This window comes from Desulfocurvus sp. DL1XJH-121 (assembly GCF_054819825.1).
This window is the reverse complement of record NZ_JBTVWW010000002.1, coordinates 218,470-233,688: the sequence shown is the minus strand read 5'-3', so window position 1 is coordinate 233,688 and position 15,219 is coordinate 218,470. Positions and strand designations below refer to the sequence as shown.

Genomic DNA, 15,219 nt, shown 5'->3' with positions numbered 1-15,219 from the left:
AAGGCGCGCTCAGTTCTCCAACTGCTGCAGGCCGTCCAGGATCCAGTGGCCCTGGGCCCCGTCGTTGCGGAAGTGCCAGACCTCGCGCACCTGTTCCGTGGAGCCGCCGCGATCCTCGCGCATCAGGGCGTCGAAGTACACCGTGGCCAGCACGACCCCGCCCTCCTGCTTGGCCTCCAGGAGCCGGGCGTTGACCATCAGCACCTCGGTGCGCGACGGGTTCGGGTCCTGGGCGGCCTGGCTGCGCACCTCGTCCAGCACGGCCTTGCTGGCGAACTGGGCGATGTCGTCCATGTCCCGCGCGTCCCAGGAAGCCTGGAGGCGGTTGAAGGCCAGCTTGGCGCCCTTCAGGAATTCATCCACGTCGAAGCCCGGGGGCAGGTCGATGCCCTGGGCCGCGTCGGCCATGCCGCCCTGGGAGCCCAGACCGCCCCAGCCGTCGGCCATGCCCGAGCGGTAGGTGTTCTGGTCGTCCATTGGTCCGCCCCCGCCGTAGGACATGCCGCCCGTGCGCCCGGCGTGCTGCGCGGCCGCCCGCCCGCGCCCCAGAAGGCGCATGAGCAGGAAGATGCCGCCGCCGATGAGCAGCAGGTCGAACATGCCGACCCCGCCGAAGGGATGGCCGAAGAACAGGGAGCCCAAGAGCGATCCGGCCAGCAGGCCGCCGAGCAGGCCGCCCATGCCGCCGAAGCGCGAGGGACTCCGCATGCCCTGCTGGCCCGTGAACGCGCCCTGCTGGCGCAGGGGCGAGACGGGCTTGGACCAGCCCCGGCTGAAGGACCGGCTGCCCCCGAAGGAGCGCCCCCCGCCGAAGCGGGCCTCGGCCGGGGAGGCGTCCAGGGCGGCCACGGCCGCCAGGAGCAGAATCACTATGCAAATTTTCACTATGCTGCGCATTGTCGTTTCCCGGGTTGGGGTTGCTCGAAAGTCCCGGATAAGGGCCCCGGGTGGTCCTGTCAAGGACGCCCTTGTCAAGGCCGCCAAGCCGTGACACTGTGCCGCACTACGCACAACCGCGGCATGCGCCGCACGCACAAGGAGGAAGGGAACATGTTGACCTGCAGCGCCCGCCATATTCTGGTGGACACCGAAGAGGCCTGCCTGGACCTCAAGAAACGCATCGAGGAAGGGGCGTCCTTCGAGGACGTGGCCAGGGAATATTCCAAGTGCCCGTCGGGCCGCAGCGGCGGCGACCTGGGCGTGTTCCAGCCCGGCATGATGGTGGAGGCCTTCGACAAGGTCTGCTTCAGCGAGGAAGTGGGCAAGGTCCACGGCCCCGTGCAGACCCAGTTCGGCTACCACCTGATCCTGATCACCGAGCGCAGCGGCAAGGCGGACTAGCCGCCCCACGCGCGCCGGACCAGACGACAACAAGCCCCCGCCGGACGCGTCCGGCGGGGGCTTGCGCGTTGCCGCGAGTCGGGACGCGGCCGCCGCATGACGGCTAGCGGAAATGGTCCATTTCCATGTCCACCACCTCCCGCGCGCGGGCCAGGGCTTTGGCCTGGGTGTCCCCGGCGGCGCTGAAGTGCTTCTTCTTGCCCTCGGGGCTGGTCAGGGTCATGGCAAAGCGTGCGCAGTACTCCTGCGTGGGCCGCAGGAGGATGGTCCAACCTCTGTATTCCTCGGACTGTTGAGTTTCAGCCATGACGGTCCTCCTCAGGTTGGGGTTGTCCACCTCTAGAGTACCCTCTTCAGCGTGGGATGCAAGCCTGCTTTCCACATAGACCCGGGGCAAAATGACGCGTTTTCATCCCGGGCAAGACGCATTATGCGCCCATATTTCCAGGCCCGAAACGGCAAGCCCCCTGTTTCCGTGGCGATCCTCCCTGGCACCGACCTTGTAAGGCGCTCCCCGGGAGGACGGACATGCGCATAGCCATAGCAGCCGACGGACCGAACACGGACAGCCGGGTCGAGCCCGTTCTGGGGCGCGCCGACTGGTTCGTGATCCTGGACGCGCGGGGCGCACGGGTGGAAGCCTTGCGCAACCCCCACCGGGACCAGCGCGAGGGCTGCGGCGCGGCCGTGGCCTCCCTGCTCCTGGCCAAGGGCGTGTCCGCCGTGCTGGCCGGCAACTGCGGGCCCAAGGCGGCCCTGGCCTGCCGCAAGCAGGGGCTTTCGGTATCCTTCCCCTACGAGGGCGCCGTCGGGGACGCCGCCGCGCGCTTCCTGCGACACCTGGAAGACAATTCCGCATCGGCGTCCTGACATCCCGGCCGGACGCCGACCATGAAAAAGGGGACGCCCAGGCGTCCCCTTGTCATTGGCGTTGTTCCGGCCGGGCCTAGTCGCGCCCGCCCATGGCCTTGGACAGGCACAGCGCGGCCCCGCCCCAGGTGATGCCGAAACCGATGATCATCATGATGATGGCTCCGCTGGTCATGTCTATCTCCTGATCTCGTTGTCGGTCTTGAGTGCGAATCCGGCGCGCGCGTGGCCGTGCTGGAACCAGACTCCCAGCAGCACGCAGCAGAGAACCACTCCCCAGCCGTAGAGCCACAGGGCGCCCAGGTCGTAGCCGCCGTAGTGCGCCTTCACGTCGCCCACCACGTTGCTGGCCAGAAGCACGCCCAGGATAACCACGGTCAGGTAGCGCAGGCAGAACTCCCACCAGCCGCCCACGGCGAAGTCGGAGATGCGGTTCACGTAGTCGCGCACCACGTCCAGGCGGCACATCCAGGAGAGGAACACGATCTCCAGGAAGGCGGAGCCCAGAATGCCGAAGTTGTTGATGAAGTGATCGACGATGTCGAGGATGTACAGGCCCCCGCCCATGCAGAAGACCAGGGAAATAAGGAATCCGCCGAGGCAGAGCACGTTGGCGGTCTTCCTGCGGCCCCAGCCGAACTTGTCCATGAAGGCCGCGATGCAGGCCTCCACGATGGAGATGTGCGAGGAGACCCCGGCCATGGTCAGGGACAGGAAGAACAGGGTGCCGAAGAACGCGGGCATGGGCATCAGGTTCACGGCCATGGGGATGGTCACGAAGGCCAGGCCCACGCCGCCGCCGGCCACGTCCTTGATGGGCACGCCCTGCTGCCCGGCCATGTAGCCCAGCACCGAGAAGATCATCACTCCGGCCAACAGGGAGAAGCCGCAGTTGATGAACACGGTCAAAAAGGCGTTGTTGTTGATGTCCGACTTGGCGGGCAGATAGCTGGAGTAGGCGATCATGATGGCGAAGCCCACGGACAGGGTGAAGAAGATCTGGCCATAGGCCGCCACCCAGACCTTGTAGTCCAGGAGCTTGGAAAAGTCCGGTGCGAACAGCCAGTTCACGCCGTCGGCCGCCCCGGGCAGGGTCAGCACGCGGGCCGTGAGGGCGATGACCATCAGGAACAGGACGGGCATCAGGATCTTGCCCGCGCGCTCGATGCCCTTGCGCACGCCGGTCATGCACGCGCTCCAGGTGATGCCCCAGGCCAGGAAGACGGCCGTGAAGATCACCGGGCGGAAGCCGCCGAGCTCCATGGGGCCGCCGGTGAGGCCCAGGAACTGGCCGAAGAAGAAGCCCTTGGGGTCCGTGCCCCAGGCCTGGGACGAGGCGAAGCCGGTGTAAGAGATGGTCCAGCCGATGACCGCCACGTAGTACACGGAGATCACGGCCGCCACCATGACTTGCAGCCAGCCCAGCCATTCCCGCCGCCTGTCGATGGTGGCGAAGGCCTTGGGCGCGGAGCCGCGGAAGCGGTGCCCCAGGCCGAACTCCAGGACCATGAAGGGGATGCCCGCCGTGAGCATGGCGAAGAGATAGGGCACCAGAAAGGCGCCCCCGCCGTTCTCATAGGCCATGTACGGAAACCGCCAGATATTGCCGAGCCCGATGGCCGATCCCACGGCCGCCAGGATGAACCCGATGCGCGAACCCCACTGCTCTCTGCTCTGCATGCCGCCATACTCTCCCTTGCCGTCCCGCCGCCGCGTCCCGGACCACCCGTCCGACCGCCGCACCGGGCGCAATCTGTGTCCTATCCAACTCCCACCCCCCGTCGCAGGCCGCTCCATACGCGGGGAAACAATTTCGTCCCCTTACTAACGGATTTGTATAATGTCCACCTTTGGAGCTGAATTCGAAATATAAACAGCAAAGCATCTCATTTTACACAATATAGAGCGCAAAATTCGCCCATAACACAAGCACTCCGGCCTGCGGCCATGCGCCCGGCCCTTGGCGCGGCGGCGCATGGCGCACGGGGCACGGAAGATGCCGTCCCGGTCCGTTCCGGGGCAAACGGCTCACGAATCCTTTGGATCCGCCCCGGGATTGCCCTTTGCCGCGAAGAAGCGTAACAATGGAAGACGGTAATCCAAACCGATTCCACAGGGCTGCCATGCACATACTGATTATCGACGACGAACGATTTCTCTGCCAGACCATCGCCGACTTCTTCGAAGACCTGGGCTACGAATGCGAGACGGCCTACAACGGCGAGGAAGGCGTCGAGGCTTTTAAACGGAACAAGCCCGACGTGGTGCTCTGCGACCTGAACATGCCCATGATGGACGGGTTCGGGGTGCTGGATTTCGTGACCAACGCCTCCCCGGAGACGCCCATCATCGTGGTTTCCGGCGTGGGCGTGATCACCGACGCGGTCAAGGCCGTGCGCCACGGGGCCTGGGATTTCGTGACCAAGCCCATCCACGACATGGGGGTCCTGGAGCACAGGGTCAAGACGTCGCTGGAACGCGCCGAGCTCCTGAGCCAGAACAGGCGCTACCGCGAGCATCTGGAGGAGGAGGTCAAGGAGCGCACCGAGGCCCTGCGCACCGAGGTGGGCGAACGCCTGCGCGCCCAGGAGGAGCTGCAGGCCCTGCACGAGGAGATCATCAACACCCAGAAGGAGCTGATCATGCTCCTGGGCGACGTGGTGGAGCACCGCTCCAAGGAGACGGCCAACCACGTGCGCCGGGTGGCCGAGATATCCCACCTTCTGGCCATGAAGCTGGGCCTGGGAGAGCAGCAGGCCGACCTCCTGCGCCTGGCCTCGCCCATGCACGACGTGGGCAAGATCGGCATCCCCGACTCCATCCTCAACAAGCCCGGCAAGCTGACCAGCGAGGAATACGAGGTCATCAAGACCCACACCCGCATCGGCTTCGAGATCCTGAACCATTCCAAGCGCCGAATCATGAAGGCCGCAGCCCTGGCCGCCCTGCAGCACCACGAGAGCTGGGACGGCACGGGCTACCCCAACGGCATGGCGGGCGAGGACATCCACATCTTCGGCCGCATCACCGGCATCGCCGACGTCTTCGACGCCCTGACCCAGAAGCGGATATACAAGGAAGCCTGGCCCATGGAAAGGGTGACGGGCTACATCCGGGAGCAGAAGGGCAAGAAGTTCGACCCCCAGCTCGTGGACCTGCTCCTGGACAACCTCGACGAGGTCATCGCCATCAAGGACCGCTACCCCGACGAGAGCAGGGAGGAAAACCTCCTGCCCATCATGAACTGATCCCCCCGTCCCGGGCTAGTAGGACTCGTTGGTCCACATGCCGGGCGCGAAGCGCACCACCTTGTTGCGCCCCCCGTTCTTGGCCTCGTACAGGGCCACGTCCGCGAACTTGATGGCCTTGTACATGGTGGCCGCGTCGTCCGGGAATTCAGCCACTCCCACGCTGATGGTCTTGTGGATGCCCCCGCCCCCGGGCAGCACGAAGGCGTGCTTCTCCACGGCCGCGCGGATCTTCTCGGCCACGGCCTCGGCCGCCCCCGGCTCCGCGTTCTGCAACAGCGCCAGGAACTCCTCCCCCCCGTAGCGGATGAGCAGGTCGCTCTTGCGGATGGATTCCTGGATGATGGCCACGGCCTGCTGGAGCACCGAATCCCCGGCCTCGTGGCCGTGCACGTCGTTGACCTGCTTGAAGTAGTCGATGTCGCACATGAGCAGGCCCGTCTTGCGGCCCTCGCGGCCCGTCAGCGGCTCATACTTGGTGATGAACTCGTCCAGGAACCTGCGGTTGTGACAGCGGGTCAGGGGATCGCGCAGGGCCTGCTCCTTGGACAGCCCCAACAGCTTCAGGGAGTTGAGCACCGGCCCGGCCTCGTCCAGATGCTTGCGCAGGATGGGCAGCTGGGCGCGCAGCCACTCCCAGCGCGAGCGCGGGAACAGGAACGAGACCACGGCCCCGACCTTGCCGCTCATGACCACGGGCATGCAGACCCGCACCTCCTCGCCGTGGTCGCAGTTGAAATGCGGACAGAGCACGAGGTTGTAGAACGAGACCACGTCCTCGGCCACGCGCCGCGCGCGGCAGGCCTCGCCGTCCATGAGCACGGTCTGCTTGCACAGGGCGTCCTCCTTGGCCGTGTCCAGGGCCGTCAGCAGGCGGTCCGTGTCCGAATCCACCTCGAAGAGCACCATCCGCGTCAGGCCGAACTCCTCGCGGAACACGTGGCTCAGCTGGGCGTAGACCTCGTCCTTGACCTGCGCCCCCTGCACGTCGCGGCCGAAAAAGGCCAGTTTGGCCATCTGCTCCAGGCGGTCGGAGATGTCGTCCAGGGACGGCGTGCGCCCGGACATGTCCTGGCTGCGCAGCACATAGGCCAAGAGATGCCCCACCCGGCCCAGGAACTCGGACCACAGGCGCATCATGGTGTTGACCACGTTGCGCATCTCCGTGATCTCGTCGCCCTTGCGCATCACGTACACCGGGCAGTTGTGGCAGGTTTCGTACTTGTTGAGGAAGATGCAGGTGTCCCGCCAGCGCGGGGAAATGGCCTCGGACCCGGTCTCCAGATAACAGGTCAGGGACGGGTTCTGGTGCACCGGGCATTCCTCGTTGTGGCAGTGCAGCAGGTCCAGGCAATGCACGGAGTCGCTCTCGAAGCGCTCCTCGAAGTAGTTGGAATGCGAGGAGATAATGATCTTCTTCAGGCGGGACAAAAAGGCCTCGATGCGCACCACGTTGAGGTACAGCACCGTCCACAGGAACAGCCCGCCCACCAGGAAGAACCAGATGAAGAGGTTGATCTTGTTCCAGCGGAACTCGTCCAGGCTCGAACTGTCGAAGCCCAGGACCGCGACGATCCTGTTGCCCAGGGGCAGGATCGAGGCGAAGCAGCCCGCGCCGCAGGGCATCATCCCGTGGCTCGACTGCGGCCCATGGCCCGACAGGTCCATGGCCGCGCCGCGCTCGTGGAACACGGCCAGGGTGCCGTCGGGTTCCTCCACGGCCAGGGCAAGGCCCAGTTCCGCGGGCAGTTCGGTCCCGGCCAGCCGCTCCCACAGGGCGGCCCGGGCCACCACGCGGCCCACGGGCTGCCCGCCGCGCCGCACCGCGCTCTCCCGGACCACCAGGGCGTTGCCCGCCTGGGGCACCACGCCCGTGGCCGGTGCGCCCCGGGGGCTCTCCAGGGGCAGGACCTCCAGCTCCAGGGACATCAACCCCAGGGCCTGGCGGGCCCGTCCCGTGAAGTCCCGGATAAGCTCGCCCATGCCCTCGGGAGCCCCCGCGCCCAGGGCGGCCTGAACCTCGGGGATCTCGGCCAGGGCCGCGGCCTGGGCGTCCAGGGTCCTGTCCATGGCGCGCAACTCCGCGTGCACCATGGCGCGCATCATGAGCAGGTGGTCCCGGGCGCTGCGTTCCACGCCCTGGCCCAGGATCAGATACAGGTAGCCGATGAGGAACAGGTTGCCCAGGGCGAGCAACCCACCTGTAAGATAGAGAAAACGACCGCGAAGAGTCCAGCGGGAAGGATCAAGAAAACGCCTCAGGTCCGTAACCCGAAGCGCACGCCCCCCTTCCCCCCGGCCTTTCAGCTCGGCGCGTTTCGTCTTGCCCATGCGCACCCCCCGATGCTGAGCACAGCGGCGGCACCAGGAGCCGCCCAATGTATGTGATAGCCCCCCTCATAGTATGGTTTCTCCCTTTTTACCAGTGCTTTTGCCGACAAAAGCACGACTGCGCATGGATTGCGCAGGGCGCGGCGGACGGAAAGCCGGAGGCGTCAGGCCTGGGGATCGGCAAGCGGGGCGGAGCCGCCCCGGGACATGTATTGGAAGGCCCTCTCCGGGGCCAGGGGACGGGAATAATAGAAACCCTGGACGTAGTCGCAGCGCAGGCCCCGCAGCAGGTCGAGCTGCACGGCCTCCTCCACGCCCTCGGCCACCACGTCCAGGCCCAGGGTCTCGGCCAGCACCAGCACCGCCCGCACGATGGCCACGTTCTCGTCGCTGGCGCCCATGCCGCTGATGAAGGAGCGGTCCACCTTCAGGGTGTCCACGGGGAACCGCTGCAGATAGGACAGGGAGGAATAGCCCGTGCCGAAGTCGTCGATGGACAGGCGCACCCCGCGCTCCTTGAGACGGCGCAGCATGGACAGGGCGGACTCGGGGTTGTCCATGACCGCGGATTCCGTGATCTCCAGCTTGAGATTGGCGGCGGGCAGGCCTGTCCGCAGCAGCACGGCCTGCACCTGCTCCACCAGCCCGGGCTGGCGGAACTGGCGGCAGGACAGGTTCACGGAGATGTACAGGTCCTCACGCTCCGGATGTTCGCGGATCCACCCGGCCATGGTGGAGCAGGCCTGGTCCAGCACCATCTCGCCCAGTTCGAGGATCTGCCCGGATTCCTCGGCAAAGGGCACGAAGGACCCGGGGCCGAGCACGCCCTTGTCCGGGTGGTTCCAGCGCACAAGAGCCTCGAAGCCCATGACGCAGTCGCGGTTGATGTCCACGATGGGCTGGTATTGCAGGAAGAATTCTCCCCGGGCCAGAGCGCGGCGCAGGTCGTGCTCCATGTCCAGCACCTGGCGGGCCTTTTCCAGCATGCGCGGGGAAAAGACCTTGATGCGGTCGCCCCCGCAGCCCTCGGCCTGGTGCATGGCCACGTTGGCGTGGCTCAGGATGGCCTCGGCCCGCATCTCGGGCTGGGGCGAAAGCACGATGCCCACGCTCATGGTCAGGCGCATCTCGCGCCCGGCCACGAAAAACGGCCTGCTCATGGCCTCGCGCACCCGCTTGGCCGCGCGGATGGCCTCGCGACGGTTCTCCAGCTCGTCCAGGACGACCACGAATTCGTCCCCGCCGTAGCGGGACACGGTGTCCAGCCCGCGCACGCAATGCAGCAGCCGGGCGGCCACCTCCTTGAGCAAAACGTCGCCGGCGGCGTGGCCCATGCTGTCGTTGATGACCCGGAAGCGGTCCACGTCCAGGAACAGCACCGCGAAGTGGAAGTCGCCGCGCCGCTTGGAACGCGCCACCACCTGGCGGATGCGGTCCAGACAGAGATTGCGGTTGGCCAGGCCCGTGAGGCTGTCGTGCAGGTTGGCGTAGCGCAGCTTCTCCTGGATGGACTTCTGCTCGGTGATGTCGCGCATGCTGGAGCGCACGCCCAGGCTCTCTCCGTCCTCGCCGTAGACGGTCCGGCAGACCACGGACAGCCAGTGCAGGCTGCCGTTCTTCTTGAAGAACCGAATCTCGGCGGGCTGCGCGTCGCTGGCCGCGCAGCGCAGGCTTTCGCGCCACAGGTCCACGTCCTCTTCGTGCACCAGCCGCTCCATGAACCGGGGATCGCCGGAAAACGCCTCGGGCGGATAGCCGGTGATGCGCTCGCACGAGGGCGACATGTAGAGCAGGGTTCCGTCGACGCCGCGCCAGCTCTCCATGTTGAAAGCCGAATCCGACACCAGGCGACAGCGCTGTTCGGACAGGCGCAGGCGCTCTTTCATACGCTTGCGCTCCACGGCCATGGCCAGCTGCTCGGCCACGGCCACCAGCAAGTCCATGTCGGCCCGGCAGTAATGCCCGGGGTCTTCGTGGTCGTGCACGGCCATGACCCCGATGGCCCGCTCGCCGGCCTTGAGGGGCGCGCCCAGCCAGACGGCGGCGTCCAGGCCGCCCTCGCCCGCGTGCGCGAGCAGCGGCTCACCCGTGCGCAGGACGTCCAGGGCCAGGGCGTGGCCGCAGGGGTTGTCCCGCTTTTCAGCGGGATAGGCGTATTCCAGGCGGCCGGGCCCTTCCGCGCCCAGGGCGATGGAGAAGTTCGTCGCGTCGATGAATTCGCGCAGCACCGCGTGGATGGCGCGATACAGCTCCGGAAGGTCGGGGGAGGTGCGCACCGCGTTGGAGACGCGGATCAGGACGGAAAGCGGGGACCCGCTGCGGCGCACTGGAACGCCGGATTCCACCGCCTCGGGCGAAGCCCCGTCCTCCAAGGGAATGTGATCGTTCCCGCCGCCCGTCGACGCCTGAAAATCGTCGCACGCGTCTTTATTCATAAAAGGAAACTCCGTTCAGCACCGCAGGCAACTTCCCTAGGACACGTACACGGCGAACCCATTTTATGCAAGAGAACATATCCGGAAAAACCCCCGTGTCCCAGGCGCTTGCGACGACAACATCTCCCTCCCTCCTCCCGGGGCGGGGTTTGACTGTCCCCGGGAATCCCCGTAAGCACGGTGCCGCCTTGGCGCATCTTTTCTCCGGCCCTGAAACGTGGCATGTTCTCGGTCGGCACGCCGGGCAGGACCGGGAGGCCCGCGCGAGGCTCCCGGCCCGGTTCCCCCCGGGGACGAGGGCGTACGAACACAGCAATCCCGGCCGACAAACCGATGGACAGCGCCAAGGCGGCCCTTGGCCACGGGCGAACGCCCGGTCAACCACGCACACGAGGTAAGGCATGAGCAACAAGGCTCCGGACACCGCCCCCAAGGACGCGCCGCGCCCCAGGCATTTCATCCAGCAGATAGTGGACGAGCACCTGCAAAGCGGGGCCTGGGACCACGTGATCACCCGTTTCCCCCCGGAGCCCAACGGCTACCTGCACATCGGCCACGCCAAGTCCATCTGCCTGAACTTCGGCCTGTCCCGGGAATACGGCGGCCACACGAACCTGCGCTTCGACGACACCAACCCGGTGAAGGAAGACGTGGAGTACGTGGAGTCCATCCAGGAGGACGTGCGCTGGATGGGATTCGACTGGGGCGAAAACCGCTTCTTCGCCTCGGACTATTTCGAGAAGCTCTACCAATTCGCGGTCCGGCTCATCGAGATGGGCAAGGCCTACGTGGACAGCCAGAGCGCCGAGCAGATCCGCGTAACCCGCGGCACCCTTACGGCTCCGGGCCAGGACAGCCCGTACCGCGAACGCGGCGTCGAAGAGAACCTCGACCTCTTCAAGCGCATGCGCGCCGGGGAGTTCAAGGACGGCGAGCACGTGCTGCGCGCCAAGATCGACATGGGCCACGCCAACGTGGTCCTGCGCGACCCCACCCTGTACCGCATCCGCCACGCCCACCATCACCGCACGGGCGACGCCTGGTGCATCTACCCGATGTACGACTTCGCCCACTGCCTGTCCGACGCCATCGAGGGCGTGACCCACTCCATCTGCACCCTGGAGTTCGAAAACAACCGGGCCCTGTACGACTGGACCCTGGACACCCTGGGCATCGACCCCCGGCCCAGGCAGTACGAATTCGCGCGCCTGAACATCACGGGCTTCGTGCTCTCCAAGCGCAGGCTCATCCAGCTGGTGCAGGAAGGCCACGTCGGCGGTTGGGACGACCCGCGCATGCCCACCATCTCGGGCTTCCGCCGCCGGGGCTACACCCCCGAATCCATCCGCGACTTCTGCGACCGCATCGGCGTGGCCAAGGCCGACAGCACCGTGGACTTCGCGCTCTTGGAGCACTGCCTGCGCGAGGACCTGAACCAGCGCGCCCCGCGTGTTCTGGGGGTCATCAACCCCCTGAAGGTGGTCATCGAGAACTACCCCGAGGACCAGGTGGAGGAATTCGAGATGCCGTTGCATCCCGAGGACGAATCCATGGGCAAGCGCAAGGTGCCCTTCTGCCGCGAGCTGTGGATCGAGCGCGAGGACTTCATGGAGGACCCGCCCAAGAAATTCTTCCGCCTGGGCCCGGGCCGCGAGGTGCGCCTCAGGTTCGCCTACTACGTGACCTGCACCGAGGCCATCAAGGACGAAAACGGCGAGGTGGTGGAACTGCGCTGCACCTACGACCCGGCCACCAAGGGCGGCTGGTCCGAGGACGGCCGCAAGGTCAAGGGCACCCTGCACTGGGTCAGCGCGCGCCACGGCGTGCCCGCCGAGATCAGGCTCTACGACCGCCTATTCAGCACGGACAACCCCATGGACTTCCCCGAGGGCCAGGACTTCACCGTGAACCTGAACCCGGACTCCCTGGTCAGCAAGCAGGGCTTCGTGGAGCCCGGCCTGGCCGACGCGGCCCCGGGCTACCTCTGCCAGTTCGAGCGCCTGGGCTACTTCTGCGCCGACGCGAAGGACACCGCCCCGGGCAAGCCCGTGTTCAACCGCTCCGCCACCCTGCGCGACTCCTGGGCCAAGATCCAGAAGCAGATGCAGCAGGACTGACGCCTCCCCAACCGCACGACAGGACGCCGCCGGGCATGGCCCGGCGGCGTTTTCATTTATCAGGCCTCGGGCCTCAGCCCCGGCCCAGCTTGCGGCCCAGGTATTCGTCGGAATAGTCGATCTTCAGCTCCACCCACAGGGACAGATGGTCGGACATCTGGAAGGTGCGCCATTTCTTCCAGTAGTTGCGGCGCGAGGCCGCGTCGCGCGTCCGGCTCTTGCTGTCCTTGAGATAGGCCTCGCCCATGGCCTCGGCGTACGCGGCCTCGTCCCCGGGATCGCGGAACACCGTGGCGAAATAGTCGAAGGCCCCGGCCCGGCCCGTGGTCTCCAGGCGCTTGTCGTCCTCGTAGAAGGCGATCTGGTCGTAGTGCTTGGTCTTCGGCGCGTTGCTCGGGTGGCCCATGACCTCGGCCGGCACGGTGAAGCCCGCGTCGGTCAGGGCCTTGAAGGTGGCGTCGCTGGTCTTGGCGATGTTGAAATCGCCGAGAAGAATGATGTTCCGGGACCAGGAATCCGGATCCAGGGCCCGCTTGCGCATGAACTGCGCCAGGTTGGCGATCTCCGCCACCCGGTCCGAAGGGCTGTCCCCGCCGCCCGTGCCCCAGAGGATGTGCGCCGTGCACAGGCAGAAAGTGGACCAGCCGCACTTGAAACCCACCATGAACGGGGTGCGCCAGAACTGCTCGGCCGGGCCCACGGTGCGCGCGCCGACCTGCAGGGGCGGCACCACCAGCTCCCCGGCCAGGCCGCCGAAGCGCACCTTGCGCGAGTCGAACAGAAAGGCCATGCGCTCGTCGTTGCCCCGCGTCCCCTCGGTGGCGTCGGTGAACACACATTTCCAGTACGGGCCCAGCACGTCCCGCACACGGTTCAGGGCCGAGAGGCAGCGGCGCACCTCCTGCACGGCCACAAGGTCGAAACGGGACACGATCTCGGCGATGTAGGCGATGGACTCGTCGAGCCTGCCCCCGTACTTGCCCGCCCCGAACTCGCGGATGTTCCACGTGGCCAGGAGCAGGGTCTTCTCCAGGGTCCTGGCCGGGACCCGCGCGTCCAGGTCCGCTCGCAGGGCCAGCAGGTTTTCGGCCGTGCGGCGCCCGGCGGGCGAAGCCGCGTCGATGTTGCGATAGAACGGCATGGTCTCCCTCCTCTGTTCCCGTGCCTCGGACGAACCTCCCCCGCCATTCTCTCCCATAGGCCAGGGCGGGAAAACGTGCAACGCATACTCGCATACGGTCTTCCGGTCGCCGGGGGGCGCGGTTTGTTTTGACCACGGCCCACTGAAAACAGTAAAAAGTACATTTCGGGCCCGAGAAACGGCGGGCTGAGATATGGATATTGTACGTTTAGGCTCGGATGTGTATCAACCGTACCCGATGAATCATTAATTCTGCGTAGTTCGCAAGGAGAAGGCATGCTGCATACCATTTCCGCGTTGGCTAAGAACGAGCCCGGCGCCCTGGCCGCCATGACCGACGTCATCCGCAAGTACAACGCCAACATCAGGAGCATCTCCGCCGGGGAGACCGAGAATCCCGACGTCTCCCGCCTGACCATCGGCGTGGACGGCAAGGACGAGGACATGGTCAAGATCACCGAGGCCATCGCCGGGATGGACCTGATCATCCAGGTGGACGACCTGTCCCGACGGGAATTCGTGGACCGCGAGCTGGTGCTCATCAAGGTGGCGGTGGAGGCCTCCAAGACCTCACAGGTCATGCAGATCTTCGAGGTCTTCAGGGCCAACGTCGTGGGCATGGGCCAGAACACCATCACAGTGGAGATGAGCGGCGACCGCGAAAAGGTCGACGGCCTGATCAGCATGCTCAAGCCCCACGGCATCAAGAGCATGTGCCGTTCCGGAATGATCGCGCTCAAGCGCGGCGACGACTAGTGGAGGTTTCATGTCCATCCGCAGCCTAGACGACATTGTCCGCGCCGCCACGCCCGAGGGCACCCCGCCTTTGGTGGCCGTGGCGCGCTCCGCCAACCGTTTCGTGATGGAATCCATCAAGCAGGCCCACGAGGCCGGCCTCGCCGATCCGTATCTCATCGGCGACCTGGAGCGCACCAAGGCCATCGCCGCCGACATCGACTTCGACATCTCCTCCTTCCCCTGCATGGACGTGGCGGACGACGCCCAGGCCGTGTTCGAGGCCGTGCGCCTGTACCGCGAGGGAGAGGTCGCCTTCATCATGAAGGGCCTGGTGCCCACGGCCACGATCCTGCGCGCCGTGCTGAACAAGGAAACGGGGGTGCCACCCGAGGGCCTGTTGTCCCACGTGGCCGTGCTCAACCACCCCCACGAGAACCGCCTGCTCCTGCTCACGGACGCGGCCATCAACATCGCCCCCAACCTGCAGCGCAAGGAAGAGATCGTGCGCAACGCCCTGGTGGTGGCCCGGGCCCTGGGCATCGAGCGGCCCAAGGTGGCCATGCTGGCGGCCACGGAAAAGGTCAACTACCCGGCCATGCCCGCCACCCTGGACGCGGACCTGCTGACCAAGATGAGCGAGAAGGGCGAATTCGGAGACGCGGTCATCGCCGGGCCCCTGGCCCTGGACGTGGCCCTCTCGCCCCAGTCGGCGGCCGTGAAGGGCGTCGAGGGCGAGGTGGCCGGGCGCGCGGACATCCTCGTGGCCCCGGACATCGAGGCCGGCAACATCCTGTACAAGGCCATGAACACCCTGCTCGGCGCCACCCTGGCCGGGGCGGTGGTGGGCAGCCGCGTGCCCGTGGTGCTGCCCTCGCGCGGGGACAGCCCCCAGACTAAGTTCTACTCCCTGGCCATGGCCTCCATGCTGGCGCGCTACACCGCCACGGCCAAAGCGGCCACGGCCGAGACCGCGTAACCGAACCAACAACAACGGAGAA

At 66.4% G+C, this 15,219-nt stretch carries 13 protein-coding genes; 6 read left to right on the top strand and 7 right to left on the bottom strand.

Features of this window, described 5'->3' with window-relative positions:
- Positions 1-9: 9 nt before the first annotated feature.
- Entirely contained in the window at positions 10-897 is an 888-nt protein-coding gene (locus tag ACYYG1_RS02520) for a Tim44 domain-containing protein (protein ID WP_461208697.1), read from the bottom strand.
- A 153-nt stretch (positions 898-1,050) separates the two neighbouring features.
- On the opposite strand from ACYYG1_RS02520, the gene ACYYG1_RS02515 reads away from it, so the two are divergent.
- Positions 1,051-1,341, top strand: coding sequence for a peptidylprolyl isomerase (locus tag ACYYG1_RS02515; RefSeq protein WP_461208696.1), 291 nt, complete (start codon positions 1,051-1,053; stop codon positions 1,339-1,341).
- A 103-nt stretch (positions 1,342-1,444) separates the two neighbouring features.
- Here the strand turns inward: ACYYG1_RS02515 and ACYYG1_RS02510 are convergent, their stop codons facing one another.
- On the bottom strand, positions 1,445-1,648 hold the full coding sequence (locus ACYYG1_RS02510) for a hypothetical protein (RefSeq protein ID WP_461208695.1): 204 nt from the start codon (positions 1,646-1,648) through the stop codon (positions 1,445-1,447).
- 221 nt (positions 1,649-1,869) lie between these two features.
- Here ACYYG1_RS02510 and ACYYG1_RS02505 point away from each other — a divergent pair, with 221 nt between their 5' ends.
- Positions 1,870-2,211, top strand: a complete 342-nt coding sequence (locus ACYYG1_RS02505) for a NifB/NifX family molybdenum-iron cluster-binding protein (RefSeq protein WP_461208694.1) — start codon at positions 1,870-1,872, stop codon at positions 2,209-2,211.
- A gap of 76 nt (positions 2,212-2,287) precedes the next feature.
- Here ACYYG1_RS02505 and ACYYG1_RS02500 read toward each other — a convergent pair whose 3' ends face one another.
- Together ACYYG1_RS02500 and ACYYG1_RS02495 are read right to left on the bottom strand one after the other, a co-directional pair.
- Positions 2,288-2,386: a MetS family NSS transporter small subunit gene (locus ACYYG1_RS02500; RefSeq protein WP_461208693.1), complete on the bottom strand. Its 99-nt coding sequence runs from the start codon at positions 2,384-2,386 to the stop codon at positions 2,288-2,290.
- Between the two features lie 2 nt (positions 2,387-2,388).
- Entirely contained in the window at positions 2,389-3,891 is a 1,503-nt protein-coding gene (locus ACYYG1_RS02495) for a sodium-dependent transporter (RefSeq protein WP_461208692.1), read from the bottom strand.
- Positions 3,892-4,334: 443 nt separating this feature from the next.
- Between ACYYG1_RS02495 and ACYYG1_RS02490 the strand changes: the two genes are divergently transcribed.
- Complete coding sequence (locus ACYYG1_RS02490) at positions 4,335-5,459, top strand: HD domain-containing phosphohydrolase (protein WP_461208691.1); 1,125 nt, start codon at positions 4,335-4,337, stop codon at positions 5,457-5,459.
- Positions 5,460-5,474: 15 nt separating this feature from the next.
- Here the strand turns inward: ACYYG1_RS02490 and ACYYG1_RS02485 are convergent, their stop codons facing one another.
- Both ACYYG1_RS02485 and ACYYG1_RS02480 read right to left on the bottom strand, forming a co-directional pair.
- Complete coding sequence (locus ACYYG1_RS02485; protein WP_461208690.1) at positions 5,475-7,655, bottom strand: GGDEF domain-containing protein; 2,181 nt, start codon at positions 7,653-7,655, stop codon at positions 5,475-5,477.
- Positions 7,656-7,954: 299 nt separating this feature from the next.
- The gene (locus ACYYG1_RS02480; protein WP_461208689.1) at positions 7,955-10,225 is read right to left on the bottom strand and encodes a putative bifunctional diguanylate cyclase/phosphodiesterase; all 2,271 of its coding nucleotides are present in this window, start codon (positions 10,223-10,225) and stop codon (positions 7,955-7,957) included.
- Between the two features lie 401 nt (positions 10,226-10,626).
- Here ACYYG1_RS02480 and ACYYG1_RS02475 point away from each other — a divergent pair, with 401 nt between their 5' ends.
- Positions 10,627-12,342, top strand: coding sequence for a glutamine--tRNA ligase/YqeY domain fusion protein (locus tag ACYYG1_RS02475; protein ID WP_461208688.1), 1,716 nt, complete (start codon positions 10,627-10,629; stop codon positions 12,340-12,342).
- A gap of 73 nt (positions 12,343-12,415) precedes the next feature.
- Here the strand turns inward: ACYYG1_RS02475 and ACYYG1_RS02470 are convergent, their stop codons facing one another.
- A complete protein-coding gene (locus ACYYG1_RS02470; protein ID WP_461208687.1) occupies positions 12,416-13,483 on the bottom strand; it encodes an endonuclease/exonuclease/phosphatase family protein in 1,068 nt (355 codons plus the stop codon).
- A gap of 276 nt (positions 13,484-13,759) precedes the next feature.
- On the opposite strand from ACYYG1_RS02470, the gene ilvN reads away from it, so the two are divergent.
- Together ilvN and ACYYG1_RS02460 are read left to right on the top strand one after the other, a co-directional pair.
- Positions 13,760-14,239 carry an acetolactate synthase small subunit gene (gene ilvN / locus ACYYG1_RS02465; protein WP_461208686.1) on the top strand — a complete coding sequence of 160 codons (480 nt, stop codon included), beginning with the start codon at positions 13,760-13,762 and terminating at the stop codon, positions 14,237-14,239.
- 10 nt (positions 14,240-14,249) lie between these two features.
- The gene (locus ACYYG1_RS02460; protein WP_461208685.1) at positions 14,250-15,197 is read left to right on the top strand and encodes a bifunctional enoyl-CoA hydratase/phosphate acetyltransferase; all 948 of its coding nucleotides are present in this window, start codon (positions 14,250-14,252) and stop codon (positions 15,195-15,197) included.
- Positions 15,198-15,219 lie beyond the last annotated feature (22 nt).

Excerpts from the sequence above, each read along its gene's own strand:
- ACYYG1_RS02520 (WP_461208697.1), bottom strand. The coding sequence starts at position 897 with ATGCGCAGCATAGTGAAAATTTGCATAGTGATTCTGCTCCTGGCGGCC.
- ACYYG1_RS02515 (WP_461208696.1), top strand. The coding sequence starts at position 1,051 with ATGTTGACCTGCAGCGCCCGCCATATTCTGGTGGACACCGAAGAGGCC.
- ACYYG1_RS02510 (WP_461208695.1), bottom strand. The coding sequence starts at position 1,648 with ATGGCTGAAACTCAACAGTCCGAGGAATACAGAGGTTGGACCATCCTC.
- ACYYG1_RS02505 (WP_461208694.1), top strand. The coding sequence starts at position 1,870 with ATGCGCATAGCCATAGCAGCCGACGGACCGAACACGGACAGCCGGGTC.
- ACYYG1_RS02500 (WP_461208693.1), bottom strand. The coding sequence starts at position 2,386 with ATGACCAGCGGAGCCATCATCATGATGATCATCGGTTTCGGCATCACC.
- ACYYG1_RS02495 (WP_461208692.1), bottom strand. The coding sequence starts at position 3,891 with ATGCAGAGCAGAGAGCAGTGGGGTTCGCGCATCGGGTTCATCCTGGCG.
- ACYYG1_RS02490 (WP_461208691.1), top strand. The coding sequence starts at position 4,335 with ATGCACATACTGATTATCGACGACGAACGATTTCTCTGCCAGACCATC.
- ACYYG1_RS02480 (WP_461208689.1), bottom strand. The coding sequence starts at position 10,225 with ATGAATAAAGACGCGTGCGACGATTTTCAGGCGTCGACGGGCGGCGGG.
- ACYYG1_RS02475 (WP_461208688.1), top strand. The coding sequence starts at position 10,627 with ATGAGCAACAAGGCTCCGGACACCGCCCCCAAGGACGCGCCGCGCCCC.
- ACYYG1_RS02470 (WP_461208687.1), bottom strand. The coding sequence starts at position 13,483 with ATGCCGTTCTATCGCAACATCGACGCGGCTTCGCCCGCCGGGCGCCGC.
- ilvN (WP_461208686.1), top strand. The coding sequence starts at position 13,760 with ATGCTGCATACCATTTCCGCGTTGGCTAAGAACGAGCCCGGCGCCCTG.
- ACYYG1_RS02460 (WP_461208685.1), top strand. The coding sequence starts at position 14,250 with ATGTCCATCCGCAGCCTAGACGACATTGTCCGCGCCGCCACGCCCGAG.